14 protein-coding genes and 2 pseudogenes are annotated in these 17873 nt (G+C 70.6%); 4 read left to right on the forward strand and 12 right to left on the reverse strand.

Annotation, left to right across the window (positions count from 1 at the left end):
- Nucleotides 1-196: 196 nt before the first annotated feature.
- The 3 genes from IG08_RS0148830 to IG08_RS0148840 form a co-directional block, all read right to left on the reverse strand.
- Nucleotides 197-1075 carry a MerR family transcriptional regulator gene (locus IG08_RS0148830; protein ID WP_030619881.1) on the reverse strand — a complete coding sequence of 293 codons (879 nt, stop codon included), beginning with the start codon at nt 1073-1075 and terminating at the stop codon, nt 197-199.
- Between the two features lie 83 nt (nt 1076-1158).
- Nucleotides 1159-1662 (reverse strand): glutathione peroxidase, encoded by a 504-nt coding sequence (locus IG08_RS0148835; RefSeq protein ID WP_030619883.1) that lies wholly within the window; start codon nt 1660-1662, stop codon nt 1159-1161.
- 9 nt (nt 1663-1671) lie between these two features.
- Nucleotides 1672-2655: an ArsR/SmtB family transcription factor gene (locus IG08_RS0148840; protein ID WP_030619886.1), complete on the reverse strand. Its 984-nt coding sequence runs from the start codon at nt 2653-2655 to the stop codon at nt 1672-1674.
- 71 nt (nt 2656-2726) lie between these two features.
- Here IG08_RS0148840 and IG08_RS55230 point away from each other — a divergent pair.
- Nucleotides 2727-3966 (forward strand): annotated as a pseudogene (locus IG08_RS55230) (MFS transporter).
- Here IG08_RS55230 and IG08_RS0148850 read toward each other — a convergent pair.
- The 3 genes from IG08_RS0148850 to IG08_RS0148860 form a co-directional block, all read right to left on the reverse strand.
- Nucleotides 3862-4101 carry a DUF397 domain-containing protein gene (locus IG08_RS0148850; RefSeq protein ID WP_030619889.1) on the reverse strand — a complete coding sequence of 80 codons (240 nt, stop codon included), beginning with the start codon at nt 4099-4101 and terminating at the stop codon, nt 3862-3864. The pseudogene IG08_RS55230 and the gene IG08_RS0148850 sit on opposite strands and share 105 nt — an antisense overlap.
- Entirely contained in the window at nt 4098-4931 is an 834-nt protein-coding gene (locus IG08_RS0148855; protein WP_030619892.1) for a helix-turn-helix domain-containing protein, read from the reverse strand. The genes IG08_RS0148850 and IG08_RS0148855 overlap by 4 nt, the downstream gene beginning before the upstream one ends.
- Before the next feature lie 71 nt (nt 4932-5002).
- Entirely contained in the window at nt 5003-5188 is a 186-nt protein-coding gene (locus tag IG08_RS0148860) for a hypothetical protein (protein ID WP_030619895.1), read from the reverse strand.
- Between the two features lie 133 nt (nt 5189-5321).
- Here IG08_RS0148860 and IG08_RS56255 point away from each other — a divergent pair, with 133 nt between their 5' ends.
- Entirely contained in the window at nt 5322-8066 is a 2745-nt protein-coding gene (locus IG08_RS56255; protein ID WP_052425242.1) for a tetratricopeptide repeat protein, read from the forward strand.
- Nucleotides 8067-8072: 6 nt separating this feature from the next.
- On the opposite strand, the gene IG08_RS0148870 is transcribed toward IG08_RS56255, so the two are convergent.
- From IG08_RS0148870 to IG08_RS0148880, 3 genes are all read right to left on the reverse strand, one after another.
- Nucleotides 8073-9536 (reverse strand): serine/threonine-protein kinase, encoded by a 1464-nt coding sequence (locus IG08_RS0148870; protein ID WP_078656050.1) that lies wholly within the window; start codon nt 9534-9536, stop codon nt 8073-8075.
- A gap of 36 nt (nt 9537-9572) precedes the next feature.
- Nucleotides 9573-10655: a DUF2235 domain-containing protein gene (locus IG08_RS0148875; RefSeq protein WP_030619903.1), complete on the reverse strand. Its 1083-nt coding sequence runs from the start codon at nt 10653-10655 to the stop codon at nt 9573-9575.
- A gap of 129 nt (nt 10656-10784) precedes the next feature.
- Entirely contained in the window at nt 10785-11729 is a 945-nt protein-coding gene (locus IG08_RS0148880; RefSeq protein WP_030619906.1) for an N-acetylmuramoyl-L-alanine amidase, read from the reverse strand.
- Between the two features lie 375 nt (nt 11730-12104).
- Between IG08_RS0148880 and IG08_RS0148885 the strand changes: the two genes are divergently transcribed.
- The gene (locus tag IG08_RS0148885; RefSeq protein ID WP_030619908.1) at nt 12105-12932 is read left to right on the forward strand and encodes an SAM-dependent methyltransferase; all 828 of its coding nucleotides are present in this window, start codon (nt 12105-12107) and stop codon (nt 12930-12932) included.
- A 10-nt stretch (nt 12933-12942) separates the two neighbouring features.
- Here IG08_RS0148885 and IG08_RS0148890 read toward each other — a convergent pair.
- Nucleotides 12943-13188 (reverse strand): annotated as a pseudogene (locus IG08_RS0148890) (winged helix-turn-helix domain-containing protein); the annotation flags it as partial.
- A gap of 206 nt (nt 13189-13394) precedes the next feature.
- Nucleotides 13395-16286, reverse strand: a complete 2892-nt coding sequence (locus tag IG08_RS0148895; protein WP_234343180.1) for an AfsR/SARP family transcriptional regulator — start codon at nt 16284-16286, stop codon at nt 13395-13397.
- 196 nt (nt 16287-16482) lie between these two features.
- On the opposite strand from IG08_RS0148895, the gene IG08_RS0148900 reads away from it, so the two are divergent.
- Nucleotides 16483-17475 carry a tetratricopeptide repeat protein gene (locus IG08_RS0148900; protein WP_158812381.1) on the forward strand — a complete coding sequence of 331 codons (993 nt, stop codon included), beginning with the start codon at nt 16483-16485 and terminating at the stop codon, nt 17473-17475.
- Nucleotides 17476-17484: 9 nt separating this feature from the next.
- Here IG08_RS0148900 and IG08_RS0148905 read toward each other — a convergent pair whose 3' ends face one another.
- The gene (locus IG08_RS0148905) at nt 17485-17709 is read right to left on the reverse strand and encodes a cold-shock protein (RefSeq protein WP_030619919.1); all 225 of its coding nucleotides are present in this window, start codon (nt 17707-17709) and stop codon (nt 17485-17487) included.
- Nucleotides 17710-17873 lie beyond the last annotated feature (164 nt).

Here is a 17873-nt window from a genome sequence, read left to right on the forward strand (position 1 = left end):
CACAACTACACAAGCACCAACGACAGAGCCCTCTCGACCAGATCGCCGTCCTTGCCGAGGGGGCTCGGCTTGTGCCGAGACACTCCGTTGAGAGCAGGTCTTCGGCTGCGGGCCGGTGGGGGGGCTGGTCGCGCGGGCGCGACCAGCCACAGCACACCCGCACCCGCAGCCGCCCGACGACCCGACCCGGCGCCTCCTAAGGCGCCACCGGAAACGCCACATCGCATACGGCGTCCTCCGGCCCCGCCGCGTCCCAGTCCGCGAAGTACACCTCGCGGCACGGTCCCGCCTGCTCCAGCCCCTCCGCCGCGATCCACTGCGCGACCGCCTCGAACGCGGCCAGGATCTGCGGATGGGCCACCTGGGCCTTGGTGATCCGGGTGTACGCCAGCCGCTGCGCCGGCTCCACCCGCACCTTCGTCTCCCGGGCCCGCTTCTGCCGCTCCACCCACGCCCGCGCCGCGGCCTCGTCGGCGACGGGCACACAGGACTCGGCGGGGCCGTCGCTCTCCATGGACACCTCGGAGTAGTAGACGACGTACGGCGGCGCCGCGATGCCCCCGCACTCCCGTGACGCCTCCTCCAGGCGGTCCAGCGACGCGCCGATCCAGGCCGGCAACTCGTCCGCGAGCGTGTGCCGCGTCTCGGTGATCACCACCTGCGCCGGCACGTCCACCGTCTCGACCACGAACTTCCCGTACATCTCGGAGCTCCTCCCCGACAGTCGTCCACGGAGGTACTCGGCGAGCGTCCGCTGCCCGGCCAGCCGCGCTTCCACGTCCGCCCAGTAGCCGGCGAGCAGCTGGGCAGCCGCCTCCCCGTCCGCCTCGACCACCTCGGCGATCCGCGCGAGCGGCATGTCGAGCTGTCGTAGCAGCGCCACGAGCCGGGCGCGTTCGACCTGGTCGGCGCGGTAGTAGCGGTAGCCGCTGGCCTCGTCGACGTGCGCGGGTGCCAGGAGCCCGAGGCGGTCGTACAGCCGTAGGGCCTTGGCCGACAGCCGGGCCCGGGCCGCGAACGCGCCGATGGTGAGCAGCTCTTCGCGCAAGTCGTCCACCACGTCATCCTCCGTCACCGGACGGGTCCTTTCCGCCCGGTGACGGAGACGCTCAGCTCTGCCCCTGGGGCAAGGTCAACACCCGCTTAGGTCAACACCCACTAGGCCAGCTGGGCCGTGATCGCCGTGACGACCTCGTCCGACTCCGGCTCGGTCTGCGGGGAGAAGCGGGCCACGACCGTGCCGTCGCGGCCGACGAGGAACTTCTCGAAGTTCCAGCGGATGTCACCGGTGTGGCCCTCGGCGTCGGCGAAGCCGACCAGGCGGTCGTAGAGCGGGTGCCGGCCCTCGCCGTTGACCTCGATCTTCTCGGTCAGCGGGAAGGTCACGCCGTACGTCGCCGAGCAGAACTCGGCGATCTCGTCGGCGCTGCCGGGCTCCTGGCCCATGAACTGGTTGCACGGCACGCCGAGGACGGTGAGGCCGCGCTCCGCGTACTCCTCCTGGAGCTTCTCCAGGCCCGTGTACTGCGGGGTCAGGCCGCACTTGGAGGCCACGTTCACGACCAGTACGACCTGGCCGGCGTACTGGGAGAGGTCCGCGGAGCCGCCCTTGAGGGCACCGATCTCGACGTCGAGGGGGGAAGAACCATCTGTAGTCGTCATAAGCGGATGCTAACTCCGCTTAGTGTCGGCCCGGTTCTGGGCCTCCACGAGCATCCCCCCGGCCGCCGACAGCGAGTACAGCACCGACCGGCCCGCCCGCCGCCGCTCCACCAGCCCCGCGTCGAGCAACACCCGCAGATGGCGCCCCACCGACCCCAGGCCCTGCCCGGTCACCGCGACCAGCTGGCTCGTGCTCATGGGGGAGTCGAGGAGGACGAGGATTCCGGCGCGGGCGGGGCCGAGCAGGGCGCCGAGGCTCGTGGGTACGGTCCGGTTGCCCGGGTCGGCGAGCACGCCCGCGCAGCCGTAGACGAGCGCGTAGATCTCGGGCTCCTCCCAGGACGCCCAGCCGGTCTTCGGGGTGACCGGCATCAGAACGAGCTCGGCGCCGGAGATCTCGCGGGGCGGGTACTCGTGCAGATTGATCTGGAGCCGGTTGTCGCCGAGCCAGCGGGTCTGCCCGGGCCGCAGGGAGTCCAGTACGGTCGCCCAGCCGCCCCGGGTCACCTGCGCGGTCCGGGCGACCACGTCCGCCTCCAGGATCCGCCGGCGCCGGTCCCAGTCCGGCCGTACGGTCGCGGTCCAGACGTACTCCAGGAGCGCGGCGGCACGCTCGGGAAGGTCGTCCCGTTCCAGTACGGCGGGCAGCGGGCCGGCGAGGGAGACCGCGAGGTTCGCACGGGCCGCCGCGGGGTCGGTCGCCCGCACCCGGGCGACGCACCCCTCGAAGGCCTCCCCGTCCTTCTGGGTGGGGCAGAGGAAGTCGGCGATCCAGGACCGGCCGAGGCCCGCGCGCACGAGCTGCGCGGTCGCGGGGTCGGCGGCGAGGCGGGCCCGGTAGGCGGGCAGGTGCTCGCGCAGCCAGGCCTGCTCACCGGGGTGCGCGGCCGTGCCCGCGTGCAGCAGTTTCAGGGCCGCGAAGGTCTCGGCGAACGGGGAGATGACGAAGCGGCTGCGGGCGAGGGTGTCGGCGTTGAGCTGCCACCACCCCATACGCACCCCCCGGTGTTTCGCGTCAGCGCGAAAGAATACGACCCCCGCGCGGACCGCCGCAGACTCCGCGCATGCGCAGCTACCGACAGCTCTTCCGCACCCCTGAGTTCACCCCGTTCTTCTCCGCTTTCGCCGCCCAGGGCGCGGCCCTGACGATGGGTGGTCTGGCGCTCGCCACATTGGTCTACCGGGCGACCGACTCGCCCCTGCTGTCGGCGCTGAGCATGTTCGGGCCGCAGCTCGCGCAGATGATCGGGGCGACCTTCTTCCTGTCGGGCGCCGACCGGCTGCCCCCGCGGGCGACGGTGACCAAGCATCAACCTCGCCTTCGCCGCCGTAACGACGCTGCTGGCGCTGCCCGGCCTGCCGATCGGGGCGGTTTTCGGCATCGTGTTCCTCCAGGGCCTGATCGCCTCGCTGGGCGGGGGAGTGAGCGGGGGTCTGCTGAACGAGATCCTGCCCAAGGACGGCTATGTACTGGGGCGTTCGGTGTTCAACATGGTCTTCGGGCTGACGCAGGTCGTCGGTTTCGCGACGGGCGGCGCCCTGCTGACGGTCCTGTCCCCCCGCGCCTGTCTGCTCCTGTCGGCGGCGCTGTACGCGACGGCGGCCCTCGTCTTCCGCCTGGGCCTGACCGCCCGCCCGCCACGCGCCTCTGGCCGCCCGTCCGTCACGGCGACCTGGCGCACGAACGCCCTCCTGTGGTCCTCGCGCCCCCGCCGCCTCACCTACCTGGGCCTGTGGCTCCCCAACGGCCTGGTGGTCGGCATCGAGTCCCTCTACGTCTCCTACGCCCCCCACGCCGCCGGCACGCTGTTCGCCTGCGGGGCGCTAGGCATGTTCGTCGGCGACGTGACGGTCGGCCGCCTCGTGCCGCCCGCCCTGCGCCCCCGGCTGGCCACCCCGCTGCTCCTGCTGCTGGCCACGCCGTACCTGTTCTTCCTGCTGCGACCGGCGCTGCCCCTGGCGGCCGCCCTGGCCGCCGTCGCCTCCGTCGGCTTCGGCGCGAGCCTGGTCCAGCAGGAGCGCCTCATGTCCCTCACCCCCGACGAAATGGCGGGCCACGCCCTCGGGTTGCGCTCCGCCGGAATGCTCACGATGCAGGGCGTGAGCGCGGCCGTAGCGGGCACGGTGGCCCAACTGACGTCTCCTGCAACAGGGATGACGGTGATGGCGCTCGCGTCGGTCGCGGTGACCTTGGCCCTCTCAGCGCTGGGCAAGCGTGAGGAACGCGGTCCAGGTGTCGCGGGTGACGGCGAGGGCGGGGCCGGCGAGGTGCTTGGAGTCGCGGATGTGGATCGTGCGGGGTGAGGTGGCGACTTCGAGGCACTGACCGCCCTGCTCGCTGCTGTAGCTCGACTTGAACCAGGAGTAGGCGACTTCGAGGCAGGCGCCGCCCTGCTCGCTGCTGTAGCTCGACTTGAACCACTGAAGTGCGGTGCTCATTGCTCTCCTAGCAAACGGTCCAACAGGCCCTTGGTCTCCTGCGGGTTGAGAGCCTGAGTCCGCAGCATCGCATATTTGCGCTCCAGGACGGAGACCTCGTCGGGGTCGGCGATCAACCTGCCGTGGAGCTGGCCTTCGACGTAGCCGACGCGCTGGTGGTCAGGTGTCTCGACGAGGATGAACGGGCCGGAGAGCCCGGCGTGGAAGCCTCGGCCGACGGGCATGATCTGGAGGGTGACACCCGGTAGGTCGGCGCATTCGCGCAGGTGGCGCAGTTGCTCACGGTAGACCTCGTCACCGCCGATGCGGTCCATCACGGTCACCTCGGAGATGACGAAACTGATGGTCGGAGACACTCTGCGGTGCAGGATCTCCTGGCGTTCCATCCGCGCCGCGACCCGCTGCTCGATCTCGTCCTCGGTGAGGGTGGGCACCTCGTGGAGGAAGACCGCCCGCGCGTACGCCGGAGTCTGCAGCAGCCCCGGCAGCACCTGGTTGTCGTACCAGGACAACGCCAACGCCTCCCGCTCAAGGTCGATGTACTCCTCAGCCCACCGCGGGAACAGGTCGATCTCCGGCATGTTCTCCAGCGCGACGGACAAGGCCCCCTTGGTGTCGAGGAGTTCGTCCAGCAGAGCCGCCAGGTCCTCCTTCAGGGTCCGTCTGCCCTGCTCGATCGAGGCGATGGTCTCCTCGTCCACGCCCACCGCGTCGGCGAGGGCCCGCTGGGTGAGTCCGGCCGCCCGCCGAAAGGTGCCGACGAGACTCCCGACCATCTTCACGGCGGACGCGTTCTTCCGCTGCCGCGAGCTGCGGCTCTTGTTGCTCATGTGGATGAACTCCCCATCCGGGGACGTACGTTCACCCTTTGTCACCCGTACAAGAAATCTGTACGGGTGGCTCACAGCAGGTGCAGGGCCTCGGCGATGGCCTTCAGCAGGTAGAAGGTCCCGCTGAAGACGCCGCCGGTGGCCATGAGGACGGCGAGCTTCGAAGTGAGCTCCTTGGCGGCGATCTGGTGCACGCGCTGCGCGACCACGACGGCCAGCAGCACGATCACGAGGACGGTCTCGATCGTGTGAGTCATGGGAGCAGAATCCGCGGAACGGGAAGGGAAGAACGGGCCGCGGGACAGATCGGGATTTCGTGGGCTCCCAGACCGGCGGAACCCTACGCTGAGCAGCGCGGGACGGGACATGCCGGGACGGGAGAATCGGGGTGTGGTGGTGAAGGCGGTCGCGGACCGGGCGATCCGGGAGTTCGCGGGGCGGCTGCGGGTCCTGCGGGACAGTGCGCGGGCGAAGAACGCCGACCTGCACCGGGCGTCCAAGAGCCTCGTCGCGGAAAAGGCGCTCGGCGTACGGGAGTTGAGCACGACCCGGCTCAGCGCGCTGCTGAAGGGGGAGCTGGCGGACGCCCCGGACTGGGACATGGTGCGCACCTTCGTGCTCGCCTGCGAACGCCACGCCGCCGATCACGCCGTACGGCTGGAACCTGCCGAGGCCGACCTCGCCATGTGGCAGCGGCGGCTGGAGTCGCTGGACGAGGTGCTGCGCCTCCTGGAACGGATCGGCGGCGACGGACAGGAGCCCGCTTCCACCGTGCCGAGCGCCTCGCTGACGCTGCCTGCGGCGTCGAGCGTGTTCACCGGCCGGGACGACGAACTGCGCCGCCTTCTCGACGTCCTCGCCCCGACCCCCGGCATCTCCTCGGCGGCCGCCGTCGCCGGCATGGGCGGCATAGGCAAGACGGCGCTCGCGCTGGCGGCGGCCCACCATGCCGTGGAGCAGGGGTGGTTCACCGACACGTACGCCGTGAACCTGCGCGGCTACGACCCCGCTCACGTCACCGCCCACCAGGCCCTGGAGTCTCTCCTACGGGCCATGGGTGCGGCGCCGGAGGACATCCCGACCGTGCAGCCGGAACGCGAGGGGCTGTACCGGTCGACGCTTGCCGCGCTCGCGGCGGCGGATCGGCGGGTGCTGATCCTGGCCGACAATGCGTACGACTCGGACCAGATCCTCCCGCTGCTTCCAGGCCCCGGCCCGCACCGTCTGCTGGCCACCTCCCGCCACACCCAGCCGCAACTGGCCTCCCACGGAGCCTGGTTGATCGACCTCGGCACGCTCACCCCGCAGACCGCGCTGGGCCTGTTGCGGGATGTCCTGCGCCGCGCCGGCCGGAGCGTGGACGACCAGGAGTCGGCCGAGCGTCTGGTCGAGCTGAGCGACCGTATCCCGTTGGCTCTGCACATCGCCGCCGGCCTGCTCGTCGTGGAGCGGGGCCGCACGATCGCCGGCCTGACCGCCGAACTCGCGGGTGCCCGCTCCCGCCTGGACCATCTCGACGACGGTGAGCGCGCACTGCGCGCCACGTTCGACCTCTCCTACGACCGCCTGCCGCTCGAACTCGCCCGTCTCTTCCGCCTTCTGGCCCTCAATCCGGGGCCGGACATCGGCCTGCCCGCCGCGGTCGCCCTCGCGGACCGGGAGGAGCGGGAGGTCCGGGCGGGGCTGCGGGAGCTGGTGCGGGGGCATGTGGTGGACAGCGCGGGGGAGCGGTGGGGGATGCATGATCTGGTGCGGGATTTCGCGGTGCATCATGCTCCGAAGGGGGCGGCCGAGGAGGGACGGAGGGCTCTGCTACGGCTCTTGGGGTACTACACGCAAGGTGTGGAGGAGGCCACTGTCTGGCTTCGCGAGCCGCGTGTACCAGCAGCTCCGAACCGCTTCGTCGACGGAAGGCGGGCCTCGGCATGGCTGCGGACCGAGCACACCAACCTGCTGGCCGTGCCGGCGGTGGCGCTGGCAGCGGGAGACCTGAGAACCGCCGTCCTGGTTCCCAATCGTCTCGACCAGTACCTGACACGTGGCCGCTACTTCGACGATGCGATCGCACTCCACACGATGGGTCTCGTCGCCGCCCGTCTTGCCGAACACCCGCGCGCGGTCGCCTCTGCGCTGGGCCAACTCGGGCTCGTGATGCGGCACCTGCGCCGTTTCGACGCGTCCATACAGCTGCTCACCGAGTCCGTCGTGGCGCTGCGGAACCTCGGCGACGACGTGGCGACCGCGACGGTCCTGAACAACCTTGGCAACGCACAGAGCGACCAGAGACGTTTCGAGGCGGCCATCGAGACGCTCACGGAGGCCGGGGAGGTCTTCGAACGGGTCGGCGACCTGCGCGGTTACGCCGACACTCTGCACAATCGCGGCAACATCCTTCAGGGCGTGGCGCGTCACCCCGAGGCCGTTGCTCTGCATGCGAAGGCGGCGGACATCTACGAGAGGCTCGGAGAGGTGCGCAGTCGGGCGGCGGCGGCCCTCGGACTCAGCAGCGCTCTGCGTAGTGAAGGCCGGTACGACGAGGCCGAAGCGGCCATCTCTGTCGCGGCCGAGATCTTCGAGGAGCTCGATGACGAACACGACCGGGCCGCCGCCCTGGCCAACCGGTCCGGGCTGCTCCGGGATCTCGGGCGCACAGCCGAAGCGGCGGAGCTGGCTGCCGTCGCGGCCGGCCTGTTCGCGTCCGCGGGCGACGAGTACAACGAGGCCAAGGTGCAGACAGGCCAGGCCATGGCGCTGGAGAAGGAGAACCGGCTCCGTGAGGCCGCCGAGAAATGGCGTACGGCCGCCGTCGCCTTCGAACGCCTCGGGGACAGATACGAGGAAGGTGTGGCACGCCTTCGTCTCGGCAGGGTGTTCATCTTGCTGGCCGACGTGCCGCAGGCCTTTCAGTACCTGGCGAAGGCGGTCGGCGCCTACGCGGCGGCAGGTGCCCCGAACGAGATGGGCGAAGCCCTCTCTGTCATCGCTCAGCTCCAGGAAATATGCCAAACCCCACAACTGGCCCGTGTCACCTGGCTGACCGCCGCGAAGGTCTACGAGGCGGCCGGGGAGGAACAACGCGCGGCGCGGGCACGCCAGTCCGCCGAGGCAGTCAAGGAAGACCCGCAACCCACCTGAGCCCGCTCACCCGTCCGTCGGAGTGTAAGTCGCCGCAGCCCGCACGTAGAACCGCCCCACCGCCTCCCGCTGCCCCTCCCGCCCCAGCGCGAGCACGACGTGGTAGCGCTTGCCGGAGCGGATGGCGAGGTTGTGCGCGAACACCGACTGCCCCTGTTTGTCGTCCCAGGTGAACTGCCCCTCGACCATGACCTTTCCACCGGCTTCGATCAGCCGGATGCCGGTGCCGGTCGCCCACGACGAATCCCGATACGGCTGCAATTCAGGCTCCACGGCTCGCTGATACTCCACCGGACCCACGCCCGCCGTCACCCTGTCCCGCCCGGGCACGACGACGATCGCGTACGACCCCTTGGTGTACCGGTACTGCCCCTGCGCGTTCTTGGCGTGCCGTTGCCATCCAGCTGGCACTTCCAGGCCGAACTCCCTTTCCTGGACCCACGTGTAGCCCTTGGCGGCCGTATGGGTGGGCGAGGGTGTCGACCGGGCCGAGGGCGAGGCCGAAGTGCCGCCGCCCGCTGTCTGGTTGCCGTCGAGGGTGAGGAGTACGGCGGTCAGGGCGGCGGCGACCCCGGCGGCGGACCCGAGCCACAGCCACCGTCGCTTGGGGCGGCCCGGCGTGGAGGGGGCCGCCGGCCCTGACCTGTCCGGCGTCACCGTCGTACGCAGCACCTCGGCCACCCGCCCTGCCGTCGGCCGCTCGTCCGGCTCCTTGGCCAGTAACCCCGTGACGACGGGCCCCAGGGCGGCCGCTCGCCGCACGCGCGGTGTCCCCATGGTGAGCACCGCGGCCACCGTGCCCTCCACGGAGTCCCGCTGGAACGGTGAGAAGCCCTCCACCATCTGGAACAGCAGCACGCCCAGCGACCACAGATCGGAGGCGGGGCCGGGGCGGCTGCCGCCCATTCGCTCGGGGGAGGTGTAGGCGAGCGAGCCCACGAACTCGCCCGAGCGGGTCAGGGACTCCTCGCCCGCGATGTACGCGATGCCGAAGTCCGTGAGGACGACCCTGCCGTCGCTGCCGAGCAGCACGTTCCCCGGCTTGACGTCGCGGTGCAGGACACCGCGGGCGTGGGCGGCGGCGAGGGCTTCAAGGACGGGCAGCGCGATACTGGCCGCCTCGCGCTCGGGCAGGGTGCCCTCCCGGTCGAGGAGATCGGCGAGCGACTCGCCGTGCACCCGCTCCATGACGATCCACGGGTGACCGTCCTCCATCACCACGTCGTGGACGGTCACGACCGCCGGATGGTTCACCCGGGCCGCGGCACGCGCTTCGCGCAGGATCCGCTCGACACGCGACGGGCCTTGTGCGAGTGCCTCCTTCACGGCGACCTCACGCCCGACGAGCAGATCGAGCCCGGCCCACACCGTGCCCATCCCGCCCGATCCGAGCCGTTCGCTCAGCCGGTACCGCCCCCCGATCAACCGACCCCCGGCCGTGACCGCATCCGGCTCTCCCCCTGACACCATGCGGGCATCATGCCCGAGCGAGAGCCGTCACTCCGGTCAGTCGGGCGGGTCCGTCGGCTCGATGTGGTCCGTGCCCAGCTCCTTGAGGTACTTCACCAGCTTGGGCGGACGGTACGGCGGGGAGAACTCGTCGTAGCGCTTCTTCGCGCTGCCGGCGAGATACTCCAGGCCGTCGAGGTGGTGGTCCTCCGGGTTCTCGGCGCGTCCGACGGGCCGATGCAGTGGCCGGGTCAGGCGGTACAGCTTGGTGCGGGAGTTGTGGAGCTCGCCCAGGGGACGGAACTCGCCCGTGCCGAGGGCGGCGGTGTCGAACTCCAGGTCGTACTCGACGGCCTTGGCGACCATCCACAGCAGGCCGAGGTCGGACAGTGCCGTGTCCTTGTAGCCGCCGCCGACGTCGACGTGCACCCCGCTGAACCACACCTGCTTCAGCTCCTGGCCCTTCCTGACGGCGTCGGGCTGCTGGTGCCAGAGGGTCGGCTCGAAGGCGCGGCGCTTCTCGTCGATGGCGAGCGCGTGGAAGGCGCCCTGGACCCAGGTGCTCAGGGTGGTGTCGTGGAAGGCCCAGCGGCGGTTGACCCAGATGGCCAGCGGCTTGAGCATGCGCGGGCCCGGGACCGGGATGCCGAGGGAGCCCACCGTGTCCCACACGCCGACGAAGCGGATCTTCGCCTCGTGGGAGTGGGCCTCGCGGAAGCGGACCGAGGGCGGATCGTTCGGTGCCTTGCCCCGGTCGCGGTACAGGTCCCACGCCTCCTGGAGCAGACCCGCGTGTTCCGGGCGCAGGATCCCGGAGTTGCGGACCAGCCCGGCCAGACTGCGCGCGGTGTAGGCGCCCCGGCTGAATCCGAAGAAGTACAGCTCGTCACCCGGCTCGTAGTTCTTGACCAGGAACTGGTACGCCTGTCGCACCTTCTCCGACAGCCCCCAGCCGAGCGCGCCGCCCCGCAGCTTCTCCGACCACTTGGTGCCGACGCCGTCCAGATAACTCACCCGCTGTTCCGTGCCGTCGGCCGACACGGGGCGCACGGCCTCCGCGACCTTGGCCACATTGGTCCGGTACCGCTGATTCGCCACGTTCCACGTTCCGTCGCAGCAGACAACCAGACGTTTCGCCATGGCATCCCACCTCCTGGGAAGTCCCCCGACCCCTATGGAGAAGAGTCGGCAACCGCCCAGGAGATACACCCCGGACACAGGTGGGCCCGGCACCGCGCCCTCCCGAAGTGCCGGGACCACAGGGTGCGTTCAGGCCACGACCGTGAACAACCCCGTCGTGTCGCCCAGCTTGCTGAGGGAGATCTTGCCCGGGATGCCGTTCGCGTCGTCCCCGGTGTAGCCGAGGTGGCGCTGCCACTTGGCGTAGGCGGCGATGGTCTTGGAGCCGAAGGAGCCGTCGCCCGCGTACGACTTGGCGAGGTAGCCCAGCTTGACCAGGGCCGCCTCGGTGAGGTTCGTGCCCGCCATGTAGCTGACGTGGCCCTGCTTGGCGCCGGGGTCGGTCTTCGAGGCCTTGACGAGACGGGACAGGTCGACGCGGGGCTTCTTGGCCGAGCCGGTGGGCTTGGTCGAGCCGGTGGGCTTGGTCGACTCGGTCTTGCCGGTCGTGGTCGCCAGCTGCTTCTTCACGTCGGCCCGGAAGTCGTCCATGTCGAAGCTCGGGTCGATCTTGCCGGGCTGGACCTCCTTGTGCCCGGCGATGGACTTCTCGCTCCAGCCGTGGGCCCGGCAGATGGCGGCGGCCCACAGCACGGCCTGCCGGTACTGCGCGTCCGGGTAGTCGTCCTTGCTGTTGCCGAGGTTCTCGATCTCCAGGCCGTACAGGACATCGTTGCCATCGGCGTTGGCCTGGTTGTCGTGGGGGAGCGCGGTCTCGTTGCGAAGCGCGTTGAGGACGTCCAGGTCGACGGAGCCGGCGTGGTTGGCGCGGCCGTGGCCGATCATCCACAGGCCGGCGGTCTTGCCCAGCCAGGCGTGGCACAGCGGGCCGGGGAGGTCGGATCTGCCCTTGTAGCAGAGCTCCTTGTCGTTGTGTCCGCCGGTGTGGTGGATCAGTACACCGATGACGGGACCGAAGCTCTTGCCGGTCGCCGCTTCGCGGTTGTGGGTCTTCCAGCCGGAGTGCTCGTGCACGGTGAGGCCCTCGGCCTTCAGGGCGGCGAGCATCTTCGCGGCGGACAAGGGGGTGGCCATGGCGGCGGTCCTTTCAGGACGGTGCGTCAAGTGGTCGTAGAGGCAAGGGGGTACGGCGTCCGCCCGGAAGCGGGACCGCCGCGTACTGCTCATGATCGTGGCAATAGCGCCCCCGCGGGGAGAATTTGAACACTTGACCACTTCCGCCGTACGACGGCCCTGGTCATGGGTCCATGGTCGCCTCGACGGGTCCGGCCGGACATGAGCACTTCTACTTATCCGCGAGGTGGCGCGCACTCAGCCGACACGGGTGACATGAGTGGCCAGAACCTGACGGTAGGTGAACCGGGTGAGTCCATAACTCCCCTGCACCTACGGCGAGTTCACCTAGGTTGGGAGCTCTGATCATCCCCACCACCCACAGGAGGACCAGCCGTGTCGGACTCCCCTCTCCCCCTCGACGCCGCCGAAGAGACAAGGGCCCGGATCGACACCACCAAGCCGCACTCGGCCCGTTTCTGGAACTACTTCGTCGGCGGCAAGGACAACTACGAGGTCGACCGGGAGATCGGGGACCACATCAAGGAGATCTTCCCCGGCCTCGTCGACGTGGCGCTCACCAGCCGGCAGTTCCTGGGACGGGCCGTCGCTTACCTCGCCGGCGAGCAGGGCATACGACAGTTCCTCGACGTCGGCACCGGTCTGCCCACCGCCGACAACACGCACGAGGTGGCCCAGCGCGTGGCCCCGGACGCCCGGATCGTGTACGTCGACAACGACCCCATCGTCCTGGCCCACGCCAACGCCCTGCTCACCAGCACCCCCGAGGGGCGGACCGCCTACCTGGACGCCGACCTCTACGACCCCGAGGCCGTCCTGCGGGCGGCGTCCGGCACCCTCGACTTCTCCGAGCCCATCGCGCTGATGATCCTCAACACGCTCGGCCATGTCGCCGACCACGACCAGGCGCGCGACCTCGTCGGCCGACTCGTGGCGGGTCTCCCCTCGGGCAGCCACCTGGTGATCAGCGACAGCACGGCCACCAGCGAGGGCATGATCGCCGCCTCGGAGGCGTACAACGCGAGCGGCGCGGTGCCGTACTACGTGCGCAGCATCGGGGAGATCGCCGGGTTCTTCGACGGTCTCGACCTGGTCGACCCCGGCGTCGTCCAGGTCACCGAGTGGCGTCCCGACGACGCCGACGGCCCCGGTGCGGCCGAAGTTGCCGTGGACGCCTACTGCGGAGTGGGCCGCAAGGCCTGACCCACCCGGGTCACGAGCCCGGGGCGACGAGCCGGTAGCCGACCCCGCGCACCGTCTCGATCAGCCCCGGCATCCGCAACTTGGCGCGCAGGGAGGCGACATGGACCTCCAGGGTGCGTCCGATGCCCTCCCAGCTCGTCCGCCACACCCCGCTGATGAGCTGCTCCCGGCGGAACACCACGCCGGGTCGCTGCGCGAGCAGGACGCGGAGGTCGAACTCCTCGCGGGTGAGCTGGACGACCGCACCGTCCACGCTGTCGCTGAGGACTCCCCTTCGGTGGTCTCCGCCCGGATGCCGAACACCACCCGCAGCGTGGTCCGACGGTGCGAACTCCCGCCTCGCATACGCAGGATCAGCCCCGCCGGCCCCGACACCGACGGAACGGGAACGGCCACCAGCTCAGTGTTCATCGACGCCACTCCACCTGCTCCCACCGTGGCCCCGCGCCCCGGCACTGTCCGCTACAGGGCGCGGCGAGGCGGGAAGGTTGAACGGCGGGCGTTGCGCACATCGAGGACGGCCTGGAACTGAGCGTGTGCCTCGCCGACGCGGCCGGTCGCCAGGTAGGCGTGGCCCAGGCGGCTGCGGATGTCCATCTCCAGCCAGTCGTAGCTGGGGTCGGTGAGGGGGTTCAGCAACTGGTGCTGGAGGAGGGCCTGATGATGGAGGGCTATGGCCGCGGCCGGGTCCCCCTGGCCCTGTTCCGCCGTGCCGAGCCGGGTCAGGCTGCGCGCGCAGAGGAAGGTGTCCCCGACCTGCTCACCCAGCTCGACCGCCTGACGGAACCGGCGCTTGGCCTCGCCGTAGTGGCCGAGGAGGAGGTGGGCGTCGGCGGCGCAGGTCAGGGTCCTGCCCAGGACGCGCGGTCTGCCGTCCGTCTCCGCGTGGGTCTGGGCGAAGGCGAAGCAGGCCAGCGCCTCCTCGTTCCGTCCCGCGAACTGGTGGGCGAGGCCGAGGATGACGAGTCCCATCGAGGTGACCCAGTCGTTGCGCAGCCGCCGGGACAGGTCCACCGCCGCGGTGGCATGGGTGATCGCCAGGGCGCCCTCGCCCACACTCAGGTCGATGGCCCCGAGCAGGGCGAGAGACCGGGCCTCCTCCAACGGGTCGGTGCGGTGTCGGAGGAGGTCGAGCGCCTCGGTGACGCTGGTGCGGGCGAGCCGGTACCGGCCGTCGTGCACGCCGGTGTAGGCCTGGCAGTTCCGCACCGAGGTGGCCATGCGCCGGTCGCCGGCCTCGTCCACGTGCGCGAGTGCGATCTCCAGAGCCGTCTGGGACTCGTGGTAGCGGCCCTGCCGTACGAAGTAGTCGCACAGGGCCTCGGCGAGCCAGCAGGCGTAGTCGGCTTCGCCGGCGGCTGCGGCGTACCCGACCACGTCGGCGAGTTCCCCGCCGGCCTCGTCCAGCCAGCTCTCCGCCTCCTGCCAGTCGGTGAAGGGCACTTCGCCGGGGCGGGGTCCGGTGGGAAAGCCGGCGGATCCCCAGTCACTGGTGAACCGGGCTGCGTCCAGGAACAGTTGGAGGGCGGCCCTGCGCGCTACGGCGGCCTCGGCGGGCGTGGCCTCCGCGAGGCGGCGCGCGTGCACCCGTACGAGATCGTGGAACCGGTAGCGGCCCGGCCGAGGCTCCTGCAGCAGGCTCGTGTCGACCAGGCTTTCCAGGATCCGCTCGGTGTCCCGGGCCGTCCGGTCCAGCAGGGCCGCCGACGTCAGCGCGTCGAACTCGACCGTCGGCGCCAGGCCCAACGCGCGGAACCCGCGCTGCTGTTCGGGCGCGAGCTGGTCGTACGACAGCCGGAAGGCCGTCTCCACGCTGCGGTCCCCGACGCTCAGCTCGCCGAGCCGGTGCTCGTCGACGGCCATGCGGCCCACCAGGTACTCGACCGTCCAGGCGCCGCGGTTCTGCAGCCGAGACCCGGCGATGCGCAGTGCCAGCGGCAGCCCGTCGCACAGTCCGGTCAGCTGCCGCGCCGCCTCCGGCTCCCGGCTCGCGCGCTCCTCTCCGATGAGGTGCGTCAGCAGGGAGACCGCATCTCCGCTCGCCAGCGGCTCCAGGGTGATCCGCCGGTCGGCGTCCAGTTCGGCCAGCCGCCGCCGGCCGGCCACCAGTACCCGGCTTCCCCCTCCGGCGGGCAGCAGCGGCCGTATCTGGTCGGCGTCCAGGGCGTCGTCCAGGACGAGGAGCAGTCGTAGCGGACTGGTCGCCGCACGCCAGACGGCGGTGAGTTCGTCGAGGTCGCTCGGCAGCTCGCCCTGGGCCGCGCCGAGCGAGCGCAGCAGCCGCTGCAGTGCCCGCTCCGGCGACTGGCGGCGCTGCGTGCTGTGCGCGCGCAGGTCGACGAACAGGCAGCCGTCCGGGTGGTCGGCGCTGAGCTCACGGGCCGCGCGGACGACGAGCGCGGTCTTGCCGACCCCGGCCGTGCCGTCGACCGTCACGACCGACACGGATCCGGGCGCGGACGGCGCGACGAGCTGGGCGAGTTCGGCCTCCCGTCCGATCAAGTGGCCCGAGTCTCCCGGCAGTTCGTTGACGGTACGACGGGTCCGGCGCCGGGCGTGGGGTGTTGAGCCGGTGCCGAGGAGGCGTGCGTCGTCCCGGCGCAGCACCGCTTCGTGGACGCGGCGGAGTTCGGGCCCGGGATCGACGCCGAGTTCGTCGGCCAGGCGCTCGCTCATGTCCTGGTAGACCTTCAGCGCCTCCGCCTGGCGCTCGCTGCCGTACAGGGCGCGCATACGCAGGATCGTGAGGGACTCGTCGTAGGGACTGGAGGCCGACAGGGCGGCGAGTTCGTCGAGGGCGTCGGTGAACCGGCCGAGCGGGACCAGGCATTCGAGCCGGGCCACGCGCACCTGGCGCAGCCGCTCCGACAGCCGCTGCCGTTCCACGTCGGCGAAGGGGCCGGGGAGACCGGCCAAAGGATCACCGCGAAACAGGCCGAGCGCCTTGGAAAACCGGTCCAGCGCGGTGGTCAGATCGCCGGCCTCCTTCGCGCGCCGAGCGCCGTCGAACTCCTCGGCCAGCTCCGTCACATCGAGCCGGACGCCGTCGGCGACGAAGCGGTAGCCGCCCTGTCCGCTGCGGATCACGGACGCCGTCTGCGCGGCGGGATCGAGCGCTCTCCGCAGTGCGTAGACATAGCTCGGCAGGACGCTCCGCCCGGATTTCGGAGGATTTTCCCCCCAGATTCCGTCGAGCAACTGCTCATGGGTCACCAGGATGCCGGGACGGAGTGCCAGCGCGGCCAGTACGGCCTGCCGCCGCACCGGCCCCAGGTCCAGTGCCGTACTTCCGCGCCACGCCCGCACCGGTCCGAGCAGCGCGAGCCGCAGCTCGTGCGGAGATCCCCCGTTCACCCGAAGCCTCCGCTTCGCCGCGCATCATCGAAATTTCATCTGCATTGCAGCGCCTCCCCTGACGGTTTGCAAGTGCCCATTGAGAACGTCCGGCGGCGGCTGAGCGAGGGGAGAGCCGCCGCCGGATGCATGGAGGCGCGACGCGTGAAGAAGGGCGTCGTTCCCATGAGCAACTGAGATCGAGATACGAGGTGTGATGACAGAGGTTGTGTACGCGCAGGCGGTCGACCCCGCGGTGGAACAGGCACACGCGCACGTCCTGGCCCTGTTCCGCGAGGACCCCGCCTCCTACCCCGCCGGCCTGGACGGGGTGTGCCGCGCGGCCCGGGACCGGCTCGGCGCGATGCCGGTCCTGGACCCCCGGGATCCGGGCGCCTGGGCGTCGTACGAACTGATCACGACGGACGTGCAGACACTCCTCGCCTACCTGCGCCTGACCGGTGTCCCGAGCGGCGAGCCGGAGTCGTTCCGGTCCTTGCTGATCCGCGTCCTGCGCTACCTCCACGAAGCCGACGAGGGGAAGCTCGGCGTCCTGCTGGCGGAGGCCGTCCATCGGGACTGGGCGGCGCGGTGGGGGGAGTCGCACCCCCACACACTCGAGGCGGCCGAACGACTCGCCGCGTGTCTGCACGCACAGGGCGATTCGGAACAGGCCAGGCCGCTGTTCGAGAGGGTTCTCGGTTCGCGCGCGGAGAAACTGGGTGCCGACGATCCCGCCACGCTCCTCGCGGCCTGCCACCTGGGCGCGTGCCTCAACCAACTCGCGGAGTTCCAGGCGGCACTGCGGCTGAACAACGACACCGTATGGCGATGCGAGCGACGCCTCGGCAAGTACGACGGCACGGCGATCCTGGCCATGGGGAACCTCGCGGGAAGCCTGTTCGGGCTGGGGGAGCACCGGATGGCGCTGACGATGTACCGGGACATCGCGCAACGCCTCAGGCGAGTGTCCGGCGACAACTCCCTGGTGACGCTGGCCGCGGAGGCGAACGTCGCCGTCACCCTGCATCAGCTGGGGGACCACGAAGCCGCACGTGGCGTCAACGCCGACCTGCTGCCGCGGTTCGAGGAGGCGGCCGGGAAGGACTACTCGGGTACGAAACTGACGCGCAGGCGTCTGGAGAAGAACCTCCGGGCACTGGGGCGGGTGGAGGCCGATGAAGTCCGCGGGGGAATCCCGCAGTTCTGATCGGTGATGTCAGGCGGGTCGGGGCACGATGCTGACCGCGCGGAAGGTGTACCCGTCCTGCTTGAATCCGAGAGCCTCCCACTCGATCTCCACCCGCTGCCCGGGCGACAGCGTCCGGAACCCGTCCATCTGGATGTCGGAGTAGTGCCCGAAGCAGCCACCGGGGGTCTCGGGGGAGTCGAGCACGCCCCAGCCTTCCTCTTCGTACCAGTCGCGGACGGTTGCGATCACCATGGGGGAACTTTACGGGCCACCGGTGGGGGTGCCGGTGGCCCGTGGGTTGGGGGGAGTTGGCTGTCTGTCAGCTGGCGTCGGTGGTGTCGAGGCGGTAGAGGCCGGTGTAGTCGGTGACGGCGGTGCCGTTCTTCTTGACCCAGGTGGAGATTGCGGAGCTGGTG

The organism is Streptomyces fulvoviolaceus (assembly GCF_000718165.1).
Classification (GTDB): Bacteria; Actinomycetota; Actinomycetes; order Streptomycetales; family Streptomycetaceae; genus Streptomyces; species Streptomyces fulvoviolaceus.

Coding starts and splice junctions, on each gene's coding strand:
- IG08_RS0148880 (WP_030619906.1), bottom strand. CDS start 11,729: ATGGCCACCCCCTTGTCCGCCGCGAAGATGCTCGCCGCCCTGAAGGCC.
- IG08_RS0148855 (WP_030619892.1), bottom strand. CDS start 4,931: ATGAGCAACAAGAGCCGCAGCTCGCGGCAGCGGAAGAACGCGTCCGCC.
- IG08_RS0148860 (WP_030619895.1), bottom strand. CDS start 5,188: ATGACTCACACGATCGAGACCGTCCTCGTGATCGTGCTGCTGGCCGTC.
- IG08_RS0148900 (WP_158812381.1), top strand. CDS start 16,483: ATGACAGAGGTTGTGTACGCGCAGGCGGTCGACCCCGCGGTGGAACAG.
- IG08_RS0148875 (WP_030619903.1), bottom strand. CDS start 10,655: ATGGCGAAACGTCTGGTTGTCTGCTGCGACGGAACGTGGAACGTGGCG.
- IG08_RS0148840 (WP_030619886.1), bottom strand. CDS start 2,655: ATGGGGTGGTGGCAGCTCAACGCCGACACCCTCGCCCGCAGCCGCTTC.
- IG08_RS0148905 (WP_030619919.1), bottom strand. CDS start 17,709: ATGGTGATCGCAACCGTCCGCGACTGGTACGAAGAGGAAGGCTGGGGC.
- IG08_RS0148835 (WP_030619883.1), bottom strand. CDS start 1,662: ATGACGACTACAGATGGTTCTTCCCCCCTCGACGTCGAGATCGGTGCC.
- IG08_RS0148850 (WP_030619889.1), bottom strand. CDS start 4,101: ATGAGCACCGCACTTCAGTGGTTCAAGTCGAGCTACAGCAGCGAGCAG.
- IG08_RS0148870 (WP_078656050.1), bottom strand. CDS start 9,536: ATGGTGTCAGGGGGAGAGCCGGATGCGGTCACGGCCGGGGGTCGGTTG.